Below are 13,723 nucleotides of genomic sequence, written 5' to 3' on the forward strand. Positions count from 1 at the left end.
GCCCCGCGTAACCTGGGCGCGTGCGCATCGCGAGATTCACCACCGGAGACGACCCCCGCTTCGCCCTCGTCCAGCAGGAGGGCGACCGCACGTACCTCGCCGTCCTCGGCGGCGACCCGATCTACATGCCGGCGATGCCGACGGGGGAGCGGATCGAGCTGGGCGACGGCGTCCGGCTGCTGGCCCCGGTCATCCCGCGGTCCAAGGTCGTGGCGGTGGGCAAGAACTACGCCGACCACGCGAAGGAGATGGGCGGCGAGGTCCCCGCGTCGCCGCTGCTGTTCTTCAAGCCGAACACCGCCGTCGTCGGCCCCGACGACCCGGTCGTGCTGCCGGAGTTCACGCGCGAGGTCAGCTACGAGGCCGAGCTCGCCGTCGTCATCTCGAAGGTGTGCAAGGACGTCGAGCCGGAGAACGTGCGCTCCTACGTGCTCGGCTACACCGTCGCGAACGACGTCACCGCACGGGACGCGCAGCGCACCGACGGGCAGTGGGCGCGGGCCAAGGGCTTCGACACGTCGTGCCCGCTGGGCCCGTGGATCGACACCGACCTGAACCCCGAGGACGTCGCCGTGCGCTCGCGCGTGAACGGCGAGCCCAAGCAGGACGGCCGCACCTCGGACATGGTCTTCGACGTGCCGTTCCTCGTGTCGTACATCAGCAAGGCGATGACCCTGCTGCCCGGCGACGTGATCCTCACGGGCACGCCCGCCGGCGTGGGCCGCATCGACCACGGCGACCGCGTGGAGTGCGAGGTCGAGGGCATCGGCGTCCTCGCCAACCCCGTCTTCCGGCGCGACTGAGGTGCCCGCGATCGCCGGCCTGCACGCCGACGCCCGCGAGGTGCTGCGGACCATGCCCGTGGTCGACGACGGGCAGCGCGCGCTGCGCGACCGCTTCGTGGCGCACCTCGACGCCCACGTGGACGGCGTGCTGCGCACCTGCCGCCCGGACCACGTCACGGCGTCCACGGTGGTGCTGTCGCCCGACGCCTCGCGCGTGCTGCTGACCCTGCACGCCAAGGCGGGGCGCTGGTTCCAGCTCGGCGGGCACGTCGAGCCCGGCGACGCGACGCTTCTCGCCGCGGCGCGTCGCGAGGCGTCCGAGGAGTCCGGGCTGGACGTCGACCTCGACCCCGTGCCCGTGCACCTCGACGAGCACGCCGTGCCGTTCTGCGGGCCCGATGGCGACGCCCACCACCTCGACGTGCGCTTCGTCGCCGTCGCGCCGCAGGGTGCGCGGCACGCCGTGAGCGACGAGTCGCTCGACGTGCGGTGGTGGCCCGTCGACGACCTGCCGAACCCGGACCTCACGACGATGGTCGGGCTCGCGGTGGCGCGGGTGCGGAAGTCCGACCCGCGCTGACCGCGCGGGCACCCCTGCCGTCCCTCCGGGACTGAGAGGACGACGACGCGTGGACGTGTACGAGGCCGTGGACAGCCGCCGGGCGGTGCGGGCCTTCAGCCCGGAGCCGGTGCCCCGCGAGGTGCTCGACCGCGTGCTGACCGCGGCCACCCGCGCGCCGTCGAGCGGCAACCTCCAGCCGTGGCACGTGTACGTCGTGACCGGGGAGCCCCTCGCCGAGCTGAAGCGGCGCGCGACCGCCCGGGCCCTCGCGGGCGACCCGGGTGACGAGCGGGAGTACCCGATGTACCCGGACGGGCTGGCCGCCCCGTATGCGGACCGCTTCGCCGCCGCGGCCGCCCAGCGCTACGAGGCCCTCGGCATCGACCGCGACGACCCGGACCGGCCCCGCAAGATCGCCACCCTGAACTCGGGGGCCTTCGGCGCCCCGGCGGTGCTGTTCTGCTACCTCGACCGGTCGATGGGGCCGGGGCAGTGGGCGGACGCGGGGATGTACCTGCAGACCGTCATGCTGCTGATGCGCGCGGAGGGGGTGCACAGCTGCCCCCAGGTGATGTGGACCATGTACCGCCGCACCGTCGGCGAGGTCGTCGGGGCCGACGACGGGCACGTGCTGCTCTGCGGCGTGTCCGTGGGGTACGAGCAGGACGGCGTGCCCCGGCTGCGGACGGGGCGCGCCGACCTGCGCGAGACGGTGAGCTTCGTCGGGGCGTGAGTGTCTGTCGGCCGCGGGTCAGGCCGGAGCGGACGTCCGCGGCTCGCGGTAGCGGTCCTCGTCGATCCCCGCCAGACGCGACGGGTGCACCTGGCCACCCAGGCCGTAGAACCGCTGGAAGCTCATGACGAGCGGGCGCCACCGGTCCGGGTCGATCCGGTCGGCGTGGCCCGCGAGCCGGATCGCGGGGTCGACCCAGACGCGCGTCACCTCCACCTCGACGGCGAGCTGCCGGGCGGCGTCCTCCCTCTCCTGCCCCACGTCCGCGGGGCCGCCGAGCGGGTGGACGCGTCGCACCACGGCCTCCAGGTGCACCCGGCACTCGGCCACGCGCTGCGGGCGCACCGTCGCGGACTCCAACGGCGTCAGCCCGGCCACGGCGAACTTGTCGGGCTCGTACACGTAACCCGCGCGGGCCTTCCAGGGCGAGACGTCGGCCCGCCCGGTCGTGAGGGCCAGCCGGTCCACATGCTCGACGACGTCCGGCGACGCCAGGTTCAGCACCACCTCCGGGTGCCGGCGCAGGTTGCGGGCCGTCTGGCTGCGCGCGCCGATACCGAGCACCGCGCTGCGGCCCAGCCAGAAGACCGACGACATCGGCATGAGGTTGGTGGAGCCGTCCTCGTTGGTCGAGCTCAGCAGCACGACGAGCGTGCCGAAGTACAGGATCGCGGGGTCGACGACGACGTGCTCGGTCGCGGCGGGCTCGGTGGTCTCGGTGGTCTCGGTGGTCTCCGTGGTCGCGGTGCTGGTCATGGGCACGACGCTAGGTCGGGCGCCCGCCGTCGTCCGGCGGGAATCGGACGTCGCGTGAGGCCTCCGCGCGGCGGCCGGCCGGGCGGCGATGCCGCCCGGCGGCGGGGGACAACTACGCTGGTCCCGTGATCCCCGCTGCAGGCTCCTCCGACGTCCGTGTCCGCTTCGCCCCGTCCCCGACGGGCATGTTCCACGTGGGCGGCGCCCGCTCGGCGCTGTTCAACTGGGCGGTCGCCAAGCGGCAGGGCGGCATCTTCGTGCTGCGCGTCGAGGACACCGACGCCGCGCGCAACAAGCCGGAGTGGGTGGACGGCATCCTGAATGCCCTCGCGGCGCTCGGCATGCACGCCGAGGACCCGACGTTCGAGGGTCCGTACTTCCAGTCGCAGAACGTGGAGAAGCACCGCGCGGCGTCCGCCCGCCTGTACGAGGCCGGCCGCGCCTACTACTGCGACTGCACCCGCGACGACGTCGCGGCCCGCACGGGCAACCCGCACTCCGGCTACGACGGCCACTGCCGCGACCGCGGCCTGGCGTACGAGCCCGGGCGCGCGCTGCGCTTCCGCACCCCCGACGAGGGCGAGACGCCCGTCGTCGACCTCATCCGCGGCAACCCCACGTTCCCGAACTCGGCCATGGAGGACTTCGTCGTCGCGCGCGGCGACGGCTCGCCCGTCTTCCTGCTCGCGAACGTCGTCGACGACATGGACGAGGGCATCACCCACGTCATCCGCGGCGAGGAGCACCTGCCGAACACGCCCAAGCAGCAGCTGCTGTGGGAGGCGCTCGGCGCGCAGCCGCCCACGTGGGCGCACCTGCCGGTCATCGTCAACGAGAAGCGGCAGAAGCTCTCCAAGCGCCGCGACAAGGTCGCCCTCGAGGACTACCTCGCCGAGGGCTACCTGCCCGACGCGATGGTCAACTACCTCATGCTGCTCGGGTGGGCGCCCGGCAACGACGAGGAGATCCTGCCGTTCGACGAGCTCGTCGAGCGCTTCCGTATCGAGGACGTCAACAGCGGGTCCGCGTTCTTCGACGTCAAGAAGCTGCTGTCGTTCAACGGCGAGTACATCCGCGCGCTGTCCGTCGAGGACTTCATCACCGCCGTCGACCCGTGGCTGCACGCCCCGAAGGCGCCCTGGACCGAGGAGCAGTACGACGCCGCGGCCTTCGCCGAGGTCGCGCCGCTCGCGCAGTCGCGCGTCGCGCTGCTCGCCGACATCACCGACAACGTCGACTTCCTCTTCCTCGACGAGCCGGTGGACGACGAGCGCTCCTGGGCCAAGGCCATGAAGGAGGGCGCCGCCGCGCTCCTCGCGGACGCCCGCGCGGCGCTCGCGGACCTCGCCACCTGGGAGGCTGAGCCGCTCAAGGAGCTGATCACCGCGGTGGGCGAGAAGCACGGGCTCAAGCTGGGCAAGGCGCAGGCGCCGGTGCGCGTCGCCGTCACGGGCCGCACCGTCGGGCTGCCGCTGTTCGAGTCGCTCGAGGTGCTCGGTCGGGAGCGGACGCTGGCCCGCGTCGATGCCGCGCTGGCGAAGCTGTGACCGCGCGCGTCGACGGGGTCCTGCTCGACGTCGACGACACGCTCGTCGACACCAAGGGCGCGTTCGCGAAGGCGCTCACGGCGGTGGCCGTCGAGCACCTGCCGCACGTCCCGGTCGACCGGTACCCGGACCTGCTGGCGCACTGGCGCTCCGACCCGGGCGGGCACTACAAGGCGTACACGCGGGGCGAGACCGACGCGCTGACGCAGCGTCGCCTGCGCGCCGACCTGCTGCACCGCACGTTCGGCGGCGAGCCCGTCACGGAGCACACCTTCGCCGACTGGGACGCGCTGTTCTGGGGCACGTTCGAGCGGTCGTGGGCGGCGTTCGACGACTCCGCGGCCGCCCTGGACGCGCTGCGCGACGCGGGCGTCAGGGTCGGCGTGGTGACCAACGCCGCGACCGAGCTGCAGGAGCGCAAGCTCGCCGCGTCCGGGCTCGCGGACGTGCCCGTGCTCGTCGGCGTGGACACGCTCGGCTACGGCAAGCCGCACCCCGACGTGTTCGTCGAGGGCGCCCGCCGCCTGGGCACCGACGTCGCGCGCACCGCGTACGTCGGCGACGAGCCCACCACCGACGCCCGCGCCGCTTACGACGCCGGCCTCCTCGGCGTGTGGCTCGACCGCCCCGGCGCCCGCCGCGACGACGAGCACCACGTGGACGCCGACGCCCTGCGCGCCGACGGCATCGTCGTGCTGCCCGGCCTCGCCGGGCTGGTGGACGCCCTCGGCCTCTGACGGGGGTTTCATCCTTCCCGGGGACGCCCGGCCGTGCCTAGCGTGGGACGTCGGTCCGACGAGGAGGTCAGGCCATGGGCGCACACGCGTTCCGGGGCGGGATCGGGGGCGCGCGGGCGCTCGCCGGGATGGCGGCGGCGGGTGCGCTGGCCGTCGCCGTCGTCGCGACCGCACCACCGGCGACCGCGGCGGTCGTGGACCGCGGCACCTACTCCGACACCTACGCCTACGAGTACGGCGACTGCGGCTACCCGGTGCAGGTGGAAGGCGAGCGGTCCGGCCGGTACTCGGTGCGCGAGGGCGGCCCGCGTGACGACCCGACCCTGCTGTTCGGCGACGTCTACTCCTACTCCGAGGTGCACACGCGCACGGACACGGGGGAGCAGTTCGTCGTGCGGGGTCACGGGACCACCCGTGACGTGGCGGCGACACGGACGGACGACGGGCTGGTCCGGGTCCGGAGCCTCGACGCCGGCCAGCCCTTCGTCGTCGCCACCACGGACGGGCGGGTCGTGGCGCGCGACCGGGGCGCGATCCGCTCCACGTACGTGCTCGACGCCGATGGGCAGTTCGTCGAGCTGCTGGACCAGCGGGTCGCGGGGCCCCACCCGGGCTTCGACTCGGGGATCTGCCGAGCGGCGGGCGAGCTGGTCGGCACCGGTTCGGGGGAGCGCCTGACGGCCCGGCCGGCGGGCACGACGGCGTCGCCGCTCGGCTACCAGGAATACCTGCCGCCCGGGTACGGGGACGAGCCGCGGCCGCTGCTCGTGGCGCTGCACGGCTTCGACGAGGGCGGCGACGGCTCGGCCGCCGCGCTGCCGAACCTCCTCGCGACGGGCGTCCCGTGGCTGATCGACGTCGACGGCTGGCCGGCCGACCGGCCGTTCGTCGTCCTCGCGCCGCAGCACGACTTCCCCGCGGACGACCCCGCCTACGCCGCCTGTGGCGAGGGGCCGTGGTTCGGGTCGTGCGCCGCCAGGGTCCAGCACGACCTGGGGCACCCGGCGGGCACCTCCCCGTGCACCACCCCGGCCGAGGTGCGCGGCTTCCTCGAGTACGCCCTGGACGCCTACGACGTGGACCCGAGCCGTGTCTTCCTCACCGGCCTGAGCTGCGGCGGCGTGGGGCTCTGGGAGTACCTGGCGCAGGGCGACGGGCCAGCCGTGCGCGGCGCGGTCCCGATCGCGACGGACGGCAGGCCGTCGTGGGACGCGGCGGGCTGCGACCTCGCGGGCACCGCGACCTGGGTGTTCCACGGCGACGCCGACGACGTGATGGACCCGCTCGGCGCGACGCAGACCGTGGCGCACCTGCAGGGGTGCCCGTCCCCGCCGGCACGGGAGTCTCGGCTGACGGTGTACCCCGGCGTGGACCACGACTCCTGGTCGCGCACCTACGACCTCACTGCCGGCAACGACATCTACGCCTGGATGCTCGGCCTGCCCTGACCACCGAGTTGTCAGGACCAGGTGGACAAAGACCTGCACGAGGCCCTGACAGCTCGCTGGGCAGTACGAGTTGTCAGGACCACGGGGCCAGGAACCTGGTCCTGGCCCTGACAACTCGCTCAGGGGGTGAGCAGCAGGACGGCGGAGAGGCCGACCCCGCTGACGACGACGGCGCCCGCCGCGCCGAGCACGAGGGGCCGGCGGGCGGTGCGCGCCAGGCGCGGCACGTCCACGCCGGTGCCGAGGGCGAACATCGCGGCGACGAACAGGATCGTCGTGAGCTGCTGGGCGGTGTCGGTGACGACGTCGGGCAGCAGGCCGGTGCTGCGGACCAGCACCGCGGCCAGGAAGCCGAGCACGAAGCCGGGCACCAGCGGGGCGCGCCGGCCCGCCGGCACGTCGGCCTGCGCCTGCGTGAGCGCGGTCCGGCGCCCGCGCACGGCCCCGACGCCGGCGACCAGAGGCGCGAGCAGCACGACGCGCGCCAGCTTGGTGACGGTGGCGGTGGCCAGCGCCGCGGCCGAGACGGTCCCCGCGGCGGCGACCACCTGGGCCACCTCCTGCACGCTGGCGCCGATCCAGAGCCCCGCCTGGTGGTCCGTGAGGCCCAGCGCGCCCGCCAGCGCCGGCAGGGCGAAGATCGCGATCGTCCCGTAGACGGTGACCAGGGCGAGGGCGGCGGCGACGTCGTCGCGCAGCCGGGCCTGCCCGGCGGGGTCCGCGCCCGGGTCGCGCTCGAGCACGCTCGTCATCGCGGAGACGGCGGCGGCGCCGCAGATCGAAAACCCGGTGGCCACCAGCAGCGCGGTGGCGCGCGGGACGCGCAGGAGCCGGCCGAGGCCGAGGATCGCGGCGAACGTGCACGTCACGGTGACGACCACGACGGCGATGCCCCGCCAGCCCAGCGCGAGCACGTCCGGGATCGACAGCTGCAGGCCGAGCAGCACCACGCCGGCCCGCAGCACCGTGCGCGCTGTCCAGTCCGTGCCCGGGCCCGTGCGCTCGACGAACCGTGCCGCTCGACCCGCCCGCGGCACCACGCGGCCGAGCACGGAGCCGACAACCGCGCCCACCAGGAGGGCGAGCACCAGCGGGGACACCGCGCCGCCCGTCACGGGGGCGAGGAGCCGGCTGACGCCGAGCAGGACGGCGGTGGCGACGGCGGCGAGCGCGAGGCCCGGCGTCAGGCGGGCGAACCGGGCCGAGGTCGGGGTCCCGGAGCGGGGCGGGGTGGTGAGGGCGGTGGGCACGTGACCAGGCTCGCGACCCGCGGGGCACGGCGGAAGCGCCAGGTCCCGATCGATCCATAGACTGACGCTATGGCAGAACGTCCTCCGCTAGCCGCCCTCGAGCTGCTGGTCGCCCTCGACGCGCACGGGTCGATCAGCGCGGCCGCCCGCGCGGCCGGGGTCTCGCAGCCGACGGCGTCCGCCGGCCTGCACCGGCTCGAGCGCCGGCTCGGCCTCGAGCTCCTCGCTCGCGGCCCGCGCGGCACCGCGCTCACCCAGGCCGGGCACCGCGTGGCGGGCGCGGCGCGCGACGTCGTGGCCGCCGTCGACCGCTTCGAGGCCGCAGCCGCGGCGCTGCGGTCCGCGCCGGTGGCCGGGCTGCGCGTCGCGGCGAGCCTGACGATCGCCGAGTACCTCGCGCCGCGCTGGCTGGCCGCGTTCGCGCGGGCCGAGCGGGAGCACGGCGCGACGCCCGAGGTGGAGCTCGTCGTGCGCAACTCCCGCGAGGTCATGGAGCTCGTGCTCGACGAGGGCGCGGAGATCGGCTTCGTGGAGAGCCCGACGGTGCGGCGTGGTCTGCGGTCGCGCACGGTGGCGCACGACGAGCTCGTCGCCGTCGTCGCGCCCGGTCACCCCTGGGCGCGACGACGGTCCGTCGACCCGGACCTGCTGGTGACGGGCCGCCTGGTGCTGCGGGAGGCCGGCTCCGGCACCCGCGACGTGCTGGAGGACGCGCTCGGCCAGGCCGGGGTGCGGCTGCCGGCGCAGGTCACCGCGCTGGGGTCCACCTCGGCGGTGAAGGCGGCGGTGCGGCACGGCGAGGGGGTCACGGTGCTCTCCGCCCTCACCGTCGCCGACGAGGTCGCCGGCGGCCACCTCGCGACGGTGCCGATCTCCCGGCTCGACCTCTCGCGCCGGCTGCGGGTCGTGTGGCGCGACGGCGCGACGCTCTCCGCCCCCGCCCGGCGACTCGCGGCGGTGGCGGGGGCGCGCTAGCGCCTGGTCGCCCGGTAGGCGTGCGTGACGTACGGCAGCTCGATCTCGGCGCGGCCGGCCAGCGCGGGGTGCGTGGCGACCAGCGCGTCGACCTCGGCCAGGCGGGCCGCCCGCTCGTCGTCGGGCAGCGTCAGCAGGTAGCTGCGCGTCCCGGCGAGCATGCGCAGCGCCCCGGCGGGGACCCGGTCGGCCCAGCGGAAGGTGCCGGCCTCGACGGGGGTGAACCGGTCGCCGAGCCCCGTCAGGGCGCCGTTCCCCGCCGCGGGCTCCAGGAGGTCGCCGCGGTGCAGGATCTCGCCGAACCGGGCGACCCAGTCGACCTCGGCGTCCCGGTCGTTCCAGGCGACGCCGAGAGTGCCGCCGGGGCGCAGGACGCGGGCGATCTCCGCCGCGGCGGCCTCGGCGTCGAACCAGTGCCACGCCTGCCCGACGAGGACGGCATCGACCGACGCGTCGTCCAGCGGCACGGCCTCGGCGGTGCCCTGCCGGGTCGTGACGCGCGGCAGGCGCGCGGACAGCTCGGACAGCATCGAGGGGGAGAGGTCCACGGCGACCAGCTCCGCGCCGGGGCCGGCGACGTCGGCGGCGACCGCGGTGAGCTTGCCCGTGCCCGCGGCGAGGTCCAGCACGCGCCGCGGGCGGGCGGGCAGCATCCACGCGACGGCCTCGCGCGGGTACGAGGGCCTGACCTGCGCGTACACGTCGGCGTCCCGCTCGAAGGACGCGGCGCGGTCGGCCTGCGCCTGGGGGTCGGCGACGCGGACGGCGTCGGTAGGGGCGGCCGGCGAGGGCGTGGGGGAGGTCATGGGGCGAGCCTTCCATGGCGGGCGGCCCGGGTGACGTACGGCACCCCGCGCGCGTTTTGGACGACGGTCCGGGATCCGGTAATGTTCTCTGACGTTGGGCCTGACGCGGTCGCTCCGACGATGTCGGAATTGCCGAGAAGGTCGGACCCATTGGGGTATGGTGTAATTGGCAGCACTAGAGATTCTGATTCTCTCAGTCTAGGTTCGAGTCCTGGTACCCCAGCGCTACTCCCTCCGGTCGCTTTCAGCGGTGCGGGGGGTGTGCACGGCACGGAGTCCTTCGGGACGTCCGAGTCATAGGCCCCCATCGTCTAGCGGCCTAGGACGCCGCCCTCTCACGGCGGTAACGCGGGTTCAAATCCCGCTGGGGGTACGCAGGTCGACCGTCGCCGGTCGATCGCCAGGTCAGCGCCTCGCGGCGCGGACCAGTTCCAGGCCCCCATCGTCTAGCGGCCTAGGACGCCGCCCTCTCACGGCGGTAACGCGGGTTCAAATCCCGCTGGGGGTACAGAGCACGAGGCCCGGTCCGTCAGGACCGGGCCTTCGTCGTTCCCGGACGGGTCCTGCCGCGGCCCGCGCCCCGTGACGTGTGATCGGGTCAGAGGAAGGGCTCCGGCACGCTGCCGCCGTCGCTGGTCGGGTGCTCGTGCCGCGCCCCGGTGGGCGTCCAGTTGACGGGGTGCGCGCCGGGGCTGGGCTGCGCCTCCGGGGGGCGCGGCGCCGGGGCGGCGGGCTGCACGGCGATCGGCTGCGTCGTCGGTCGTGGGCCCTCGGGGTCCGGGCGGCCCGGGACGATCGTCGGCCTGCCGGGGGTGCGGCCACCGGAGCCACCTCCGCCCGAGGGCGCATCGTCATCGTCGTCGTGCGACCGGCCGGGGGTGAAGAGCGTGTCGCACAGGGTGCGGTACGTGGCGTCCGGGTGCGGGACGTGGTTGATGGTGCGCAGGGCCTGGTCCTGGCCGGCGGACTCCATGTCGAAGCGCCCGTACCCGAGGACCTGGCCCAGCGGGCTGCGCGAATAGCCCATGTCCGTGACCTTCTTCAGCGGCATCATCGCCACCTTGTGCACCACGAGCCCGTACAGCAGCAGGAGTCGCTTGTCGGTCGCGACGAACCACTCGTAGCGCCACTCGAGGCACTTCCACGCGAGGTGGCTCGCGACCAGGAGCCAGGCGAGCCACAGCCACTGCGCGGTGGGGCGCACGTCGAGCGGCGTGGACATGACGATCGCGCCGACCAGGAGGAACACGCCGACGGTCAGCGCGATGGGGCGCAGGAGGACGGCCCAGTGCCGCCGGGTCGCGACGATGACGTGCTCGCGCGGGAGCACGTACCGGCGCAGGTGCCCGTGCGCGCGGATGGCGTCGCGCTGCCGGGGCTCCTCGGTGACCACGGGCCGGCTCAGGACGCGATGGTGGAGAAGAACTGCACGAAGCTGGAGATCGTGTTGGCGATGAAGTCCCAGATCGACGTGACGATGTTGCCGGCTCGGTCCGGGTCGTTCACGATCGCGAAGATCAGGAAGATCACCACGATCCAGATCAGCAGGGTCTTGGCCTTCGCGGGCATCAGGTCCTCACGCCTCTCGGGTCTCGGGGCAGAGTTGCCCCACCAGCCTGGAGCGTACTGACCTGGGCCGGGGCCCGACAGCACCGGGCCCGGCGCGCCGCGTCGGGACGCGGCGGCCGGGCCCGGGGCCTCCTGGTGGAGGTCAGGAGGGGGAGGGGCTCACTCGCCCGCGCGGCGGAGCACCTCGGTCAGGCGGTTGGCGGCGGAGACGACGGCGGCGGAGTGCAGGCGACCGGGCTGGCGGGTGAGCCGCTCGACCGGGCCGGAGACGGACACGGATGCCACGACGCGACCCGAGGGCCCGCGCACGGGCGCCGAGACGGAGGCGACGCCGAGCTCGCGCTCGGACACCGACTGCGCCCACCCGCGGCGGCGGACGCCGGAGAGGATCGTCGCGGTGAAGACGGCCTCGCGCAGGCCGCGGTGCAGGCGGTCCGGCTCCTCCCAGGCGAGGAGGATCTGCGCGGCGGAGCCCGCGTGCATCGTGAGGGTGGCGCCCACGGGGATCGAGTCGCGCAGGCCGACGGGGCGCTCGGCGGCGGCCACGCAGACGCGGTGGTCGCCCTGGCGCCGGTAGAGCTGCGCGCTCTCGCCCGTGTGGTCGCGCAGCGCGGTCAGCACGGGGTTGGCCGCGGCGAGGAGGCGGTCCTCGCCGGCCGCTGTCGCGAGCTCGTTGAGGCGCGGCCCGAGCACGAAGCGCCCCTGCATGTCGCGGCCCACGAGCCGGTGGTGCTCGAGCGCGACGGCCAGCCGGTGCGCCGTGGGGCGGGCGAGCCCGGTCGATGAGACCAGCTGCGCCAGGGTGGCGGGGCCCGCCTCCAGTGCGCCCAGCACGGACGCGGCCTTGTCCAGTACGCCGACTCCGCTAGTATCGTCCATAGGACGATATTGGCGTCTCGCCCACTGAGATTGCAAGTCGAGGACCGCATCTCACTGGACGGAACCGTCTCGCGGACCGAGCCTTGCGGGTCCGACGCGGCGGTATCGACCGAGACACACGCACACGCACGACGGCCGCGGGACGCGGCGGACGAGGAGCTCATGATGGCCGGCACGCTGGCGGAGAAGGTCTGGGAGGCGCACCTGGTGCGCCGTGGCAGCGACGGGGCACCCGACCTCCTCTACATCGACCTGCACCTCGTGCACGAGGTGACCAGCCCGCAGGCGTTCGAGGGCCTGCGCCTCGCCGGGCGTCCCGTCCGTCGTCCCGACCTGACGATCGCGACCGAGGACCACAACACCCCGACGCTCGACATCGACCTGCCGATCGCGGACCTCACCAGCCGCACGCAGATCGACACGCTGCGCAACAACGCGCGCGAGTTCGGCGTTCGGATCCACTCCCTCGGCGACGCCGACCAGGGCATCGTGCACCAGGTGGGCCCGCAGCTCGGCCTGACGATGCCCGGCCTCACCGTGGTCTGCGGCGACTCGCACACCTCCACGCACGGCGCGTTCGGCGCGCTGGCGTTCGGCATCGGCACCTCCGAGGTCGAGCACGTGCTCGCCACCCAGACGCTGCCGCTCGCCCCGTTCAAGACGATGGCGATCACGGTGAACGGCGAGCTGCCCCCGGGCGCCACCAGCAAGGACATCATCCTGGCGATCATCGCCAAGATCGGCACCGGCGGCGGCCAGGGCTACGTGCTCGAGTACCGCGGCGAGGCCATCCGCAAGCTGTCGATGGAGGCGCGGATGACCATCTGCAACATGTCCATCGAGGCCGGCGCCCGCGCGGGCATGATCGCCCCCGACCAGACCACGTTCGACTACCTCCAGGGGCGTCCGCACGCCCCCGAGGGCGAGGACTGGGACGCCGCCGTCGAGTACTGGTCCACGCTGCGCAGCGACGACGACGCCGAGTTCGACGCCGAGGTCGTGCTGGAGGCGGCCGACCTCGAGCCGTTCGTCACCTGGGGCACCAACCCCGGCCAGGGCCTGCCGCTGTCGGCGTCCGTGCCGGTGCCGGCCGAGATCGCCGACGCGGGCGACCGCGTCGCGGCCGAGCGCGCGCTGGAGTACATGGGCCTCGAGGGCGGCACCCCGCTGCGCGACATCAAGGTCGACACCGTCTTCATCGGCTCCTGCACCAACGGCCGCATCGAGGACCTGCGCTCGGTGGCCAAGGTCCTTCAGGGCCGCCAGAAGGCGGACGACGTGCGCGTGCTCGTCGTGCCCGCGTCGGCCCGCGTGCGCCTGCAGGCCGAGGCCGAGGGCCTGGACGTCATCTTCAAGGAGTTCGGCGCGGAGTGGCGCAACGCCGGCTGCTCGATGTGCCTCGGCATGAACCCGGACCAGCTCGCCCCGGGCGAGCGCGCCGCGTCGACGTCGAACCGCAACTTCGAGGGCCGCCAGGGCAAGGGCGGGCGCACGCACCTCGTGTCGCCGCTCGTCGCCGCCGCGACCGCCGTGCGCGGCACGCTGTCGTCGGTCGCCGACCTCGAGTTCGAGGGCGAGGTCGACCTCACGACGTTCGACGGCACCCCGCTGGCGCCGCTGTCCGCCCCGTCCTTCGTCTGACCCCACCCCGTCGCAGAAGATCGTCCAGGAGATCG

The 13,723-nt window shown here is 74.3% G+C and carries 14 protein-coding genes and 3 tRNA genes; 11 read left to right on the top strand and 6 right to left on the bottom strand.

Translation table 11 applies throughout. The features are described from left to right. Window positions 1–20 precede the first annotated feature (20 nt). Genes ACWF41_RS13540 through ACWF41_RS13550 form a run of 3 tightly spaced genes read left to right on the top strand, consistent with a single transcriptional unit; the run spans window position 21 to window position 2,080 of the window. Window positions 21–803, top strand: coding sequence for a fumarylacetoacetate hydrolase family protein (locus ACWF41_RS13540; protein WP_380320587.1), 783 nt, complete (start codon window positions 21–23; stop codon window positions 801–803). A gap of 1 nt (window position 804) precedes the next feature. Then, window positions 805–1,365 (top strand): NUDIX hydrolase, encoded by a 561-nt coding sequence (locus ACWF41_RS13545; protein ID WP_380320590.1) that lies wholly within the window; start codon window positions 805–807, stop codon window positions 1,363–1,365. Window positions 1,366–1,414: 49 nt separating this feature from the next. After that, a complete protein-coding gene (locus tag ACWF41_RS13550; RefSeq protein WP_380320593.1) occupies window positions 1,415–2,080 on the top strand; it encodes a nitroreductase in 666 nt (221 codons plus the stop codon). Between the two features lie 18 nt (window positions 2,081–2,098). Here ACWF41_RS13550 and ACWF41_RS13555 read toward each other — a convergent pair whose 3' ends face one another. Continuing rightward, on the bottom strand, window positions 2,099–2,836 hold the full coding sequence (locus ACWF41_RS13555; RefSeq protein ID WP_380320596.1) for a flavin reductase family protein: 738 nt from the start codon (window positions 2,834–2,836) through the stop codon (window positions 2,099–2,101). A gap of 125 nt (window positions 2,837–2,961) precedes the next feature. On the opposite strand from ACWF41_RS13555, the gene gltX reads away from it, so the two are divergent. From gltX to ACWF41_RS13570, 3 genes are all read left to right on the top strand, one after another. Then, window positions 2,962–4,383 carry a glutamate--tRNA ligase gene (gene gltX, locus ACWF41_RS13560; protein WP_380320599.1) on the top strand — a complete coding sequence of 474 codons (1,422 nt, stop codon included), beginning with the start codon at window positions 2,962–2,964 and terminating at the stop codon, window positions 4,381–4,383. After that, window positions 4,380–5,120: an HAD family hydrolase gene (locus tag ACWF41_RS13565; RefSeq protein ID WP_380320602.1), complete on the top strand. Its 741-nt coding sequence runs from the start codon at window positions 4,380–4,382 to the stop codon at window positions 5,118–5,120. Before gltX ends, ACWF41_RS13565 begins: the two co-directional genes overlap by 4 nt. Window positions 5,121–5,194: 74 nt before the next feature. Then, window positions 5,195–6,568, top strand: coding sequence for a carboxylesterase family protein (locus ACWF41_RS13570; RefSeq protein ID WP_380320605.1), 1,374 nt, complete (start codon window positions 5,195–5,197; stop codon window positions 6,566–6,568). Between the two features lie 119 nt (window positions 6,569–6,687). On the opposite strand, the gene ACWF41_RS13575 is transcribed toward ACWF41_RS13570, so the two are convergent. Continuing rightward, complete coding sequence (locus ACWF41_RS13575; RefSeq protein WP_380320608.1) at window positions 6,688–7,818, bottom strand: YeiH family protein; 1,131 nt, start codon at window positions 7,816–7,818, stop codon at window positions 6,688–6,690. A 69-nt stretch (window positions 7,819–7,887) separates the two neighbouring features. Here ACWF41_RS13575 and ACWF41_RS13580 point away from each other — a divergent pair, with 69 nt between their 5' ends. Beyond that, the gene (locus tag ACWF41_RS13580) at window positions 7,888–8,793 is read left to right on the top strand and encodes a LysR substrate-binding domain-containing protein (RefSeq protein WP_380320611.1); all 906 of its coding nucleotides are present in this window, start codon (window positions 7,888–7,890) and stop codon (window positions 8,791–8,793) included. Here the strand turns inward: ACWF41_RS13580 and ACWF41_RS13585 are convergent. Beyond that, window positions 8,790–9,599, bottom strand: coding sequence for a class I SAM-dependent methyltransferase (locus ACWF41_RS13585; protein WP_380320614.1), 810 nt, complete (start codon window positions 9,597–9,599; stop codon window positions 8,790–8,792). The two genes, ACWF41_RS13580 and ACWF41_RS13585, sit on opposite strands and share 4 nt — an antisense overlap. A gap of 151 nt (window positions 9,600–9,750) precedes the next feature. Between ACWF41_RS13585 and ACWF41_RS13590 the strand changes: the two genes are divergently transcribed. The 3 genes from ACWF41_RS13590 (at window position 9,751) to ACWF41_RS13600 (ending at window position 10,107) form a co-directional block, all read left to right on the top strand. Next, window positions 9,751–9,822 (top strand) — tRNA-Gln (locus ACWF41_RS13590). 77 nt (window positions 9,823–9,899) lie between these two features. Continuing rightward, window positions 9,900–9,972: transfer RNA gene (locus tag ACWF41_RS13595), tRNA-Glu, on the top strand. A gap of 62 nt (window positions 9,973–10,034) precedes the next feature. Continuing rightward, a tRNA-Glu gene (locus ACWF41_RS13600) sits at window positions 10,035–10,107 on the top strand. A 90-nt stretch (window positions 10,108–10,197) separates the two neighbouring features. Here the strand turns inward: ACWF41_RS13600 and ACWF41_RS13605 are convergent. From ACWF41_RS13605 to ACWF41_RS13615, 3 genes are all read right to left on the bottom strand, one after another. Beyond that, entirely contained in the window at window positions 10,198–10,992 is a 795-nt protein-coding gene (locus tag ACWF41_RS13605; protein ID WP_380320617.1) for a PH domain-containing protein, read from the bottom strand. A gap of 8 nt (window positions 10,993–11,000) precedes the next feature. Beyond that, on the bottom strand, window positions 11,001–11,168 hold the full coding sequence (locus ACWF41_RS13610) for a hypothetical protein (protein ID WP_380320620.1): 168 nt from the start codon (window positions 11,166–11,168) through the stop codon (window positions 11,001–11,003). A 159-nt stretch (window positions 11,169–11,327) separates the two neighbouring features. Further along, a complete protein-coding gene (locus tag ACWF41_RS13615; RefSeq protein WP_079574616.1) occupies window positions 11,328–12,047 on the bottom strand; it encodes an IclR family transcriptional regulator in 720 nt (239 codons plus the stop codon). Window positions 12,048–12,212: 165 nt separating this feature from the next. On the opposite strand from ACWF41_RS13615, the gene leuC reads away from it, so the two are divergent. Further along, on the top strand, window positions 12,213–13,688 hold the full coding sequence (leuC, locus tag ACWF41_RS13620) for a 3-isopropylmalate dehydratase large subunit (protein WP_380325851.1): 1,476 nt from the start codon (window positions 12,213–12,215) through the stop codon (window positions 13,686–13,688). The last annotated feature ends 35 nt before the right edge of the window (window positions 13,689–13,723 follow it).

The sequence above is a fragment of the Isoptericola sp. NPDC055063 genome (assembly GCF_053608125.1).

What these genes read in the sequence shown, in the direction of transcription:
- ACWF41_RS13555 (WP_380320596.1), bottom strand. Translation starts at nt 2,836, where the DNA reads ATGACCAGCACCGCGACCACGGAGACCACCGAGACCACCGAGACCACC.
- ACWF41_RS13570 (WP_380320605.1), top strand. Translation starts at nt 5,195, where the DNA reads ATGGGCGCACACGCGTTCCGGGGCGGGATCGGGGGCGCGCGGGCGCTC.
- ACWF41_RS13580 (WP_380320611.1), top strand. Translation starts at nt 7,888, where the DNA reads ATGGCAGAACGTCCTCCGCTAGCCGCCCTCGAGCTGCTGGTCGCCCTC.
- ACWF41_RS13585 (WP_380320614.1), bottom strand. Translation starts at nt 9,599, where the DNA reads ATGACCTCCCCCACGCCCTCGCCGGCCGCCCCTACCGACGCCGTCCGC.
- ACWF41_RS13610 (WP_380320620.1), bottom strand. Translation starts at nt 11,168, where the DNA reads ATGCCCGCGAAGGCCAAGACCCTGCTGATCTGGATCGTGGTGATCTTC.
- ACWF41_RS13615 (WP_079574616.1), bottom strand. Translation starts at nt 12,047, where the DNA reads ATGGACGATACTAGCGGAGTCGGCGTACTGGACAAGGCCGCGTCCGTG.
- leuC (WP_380325851.1), top strand. Translation starts at nt 12,213, where the DNA reads ATGGCCGGCACGCTGGCGGAGAAGGTCTGGGAGGCGCACCTGGTGCGC.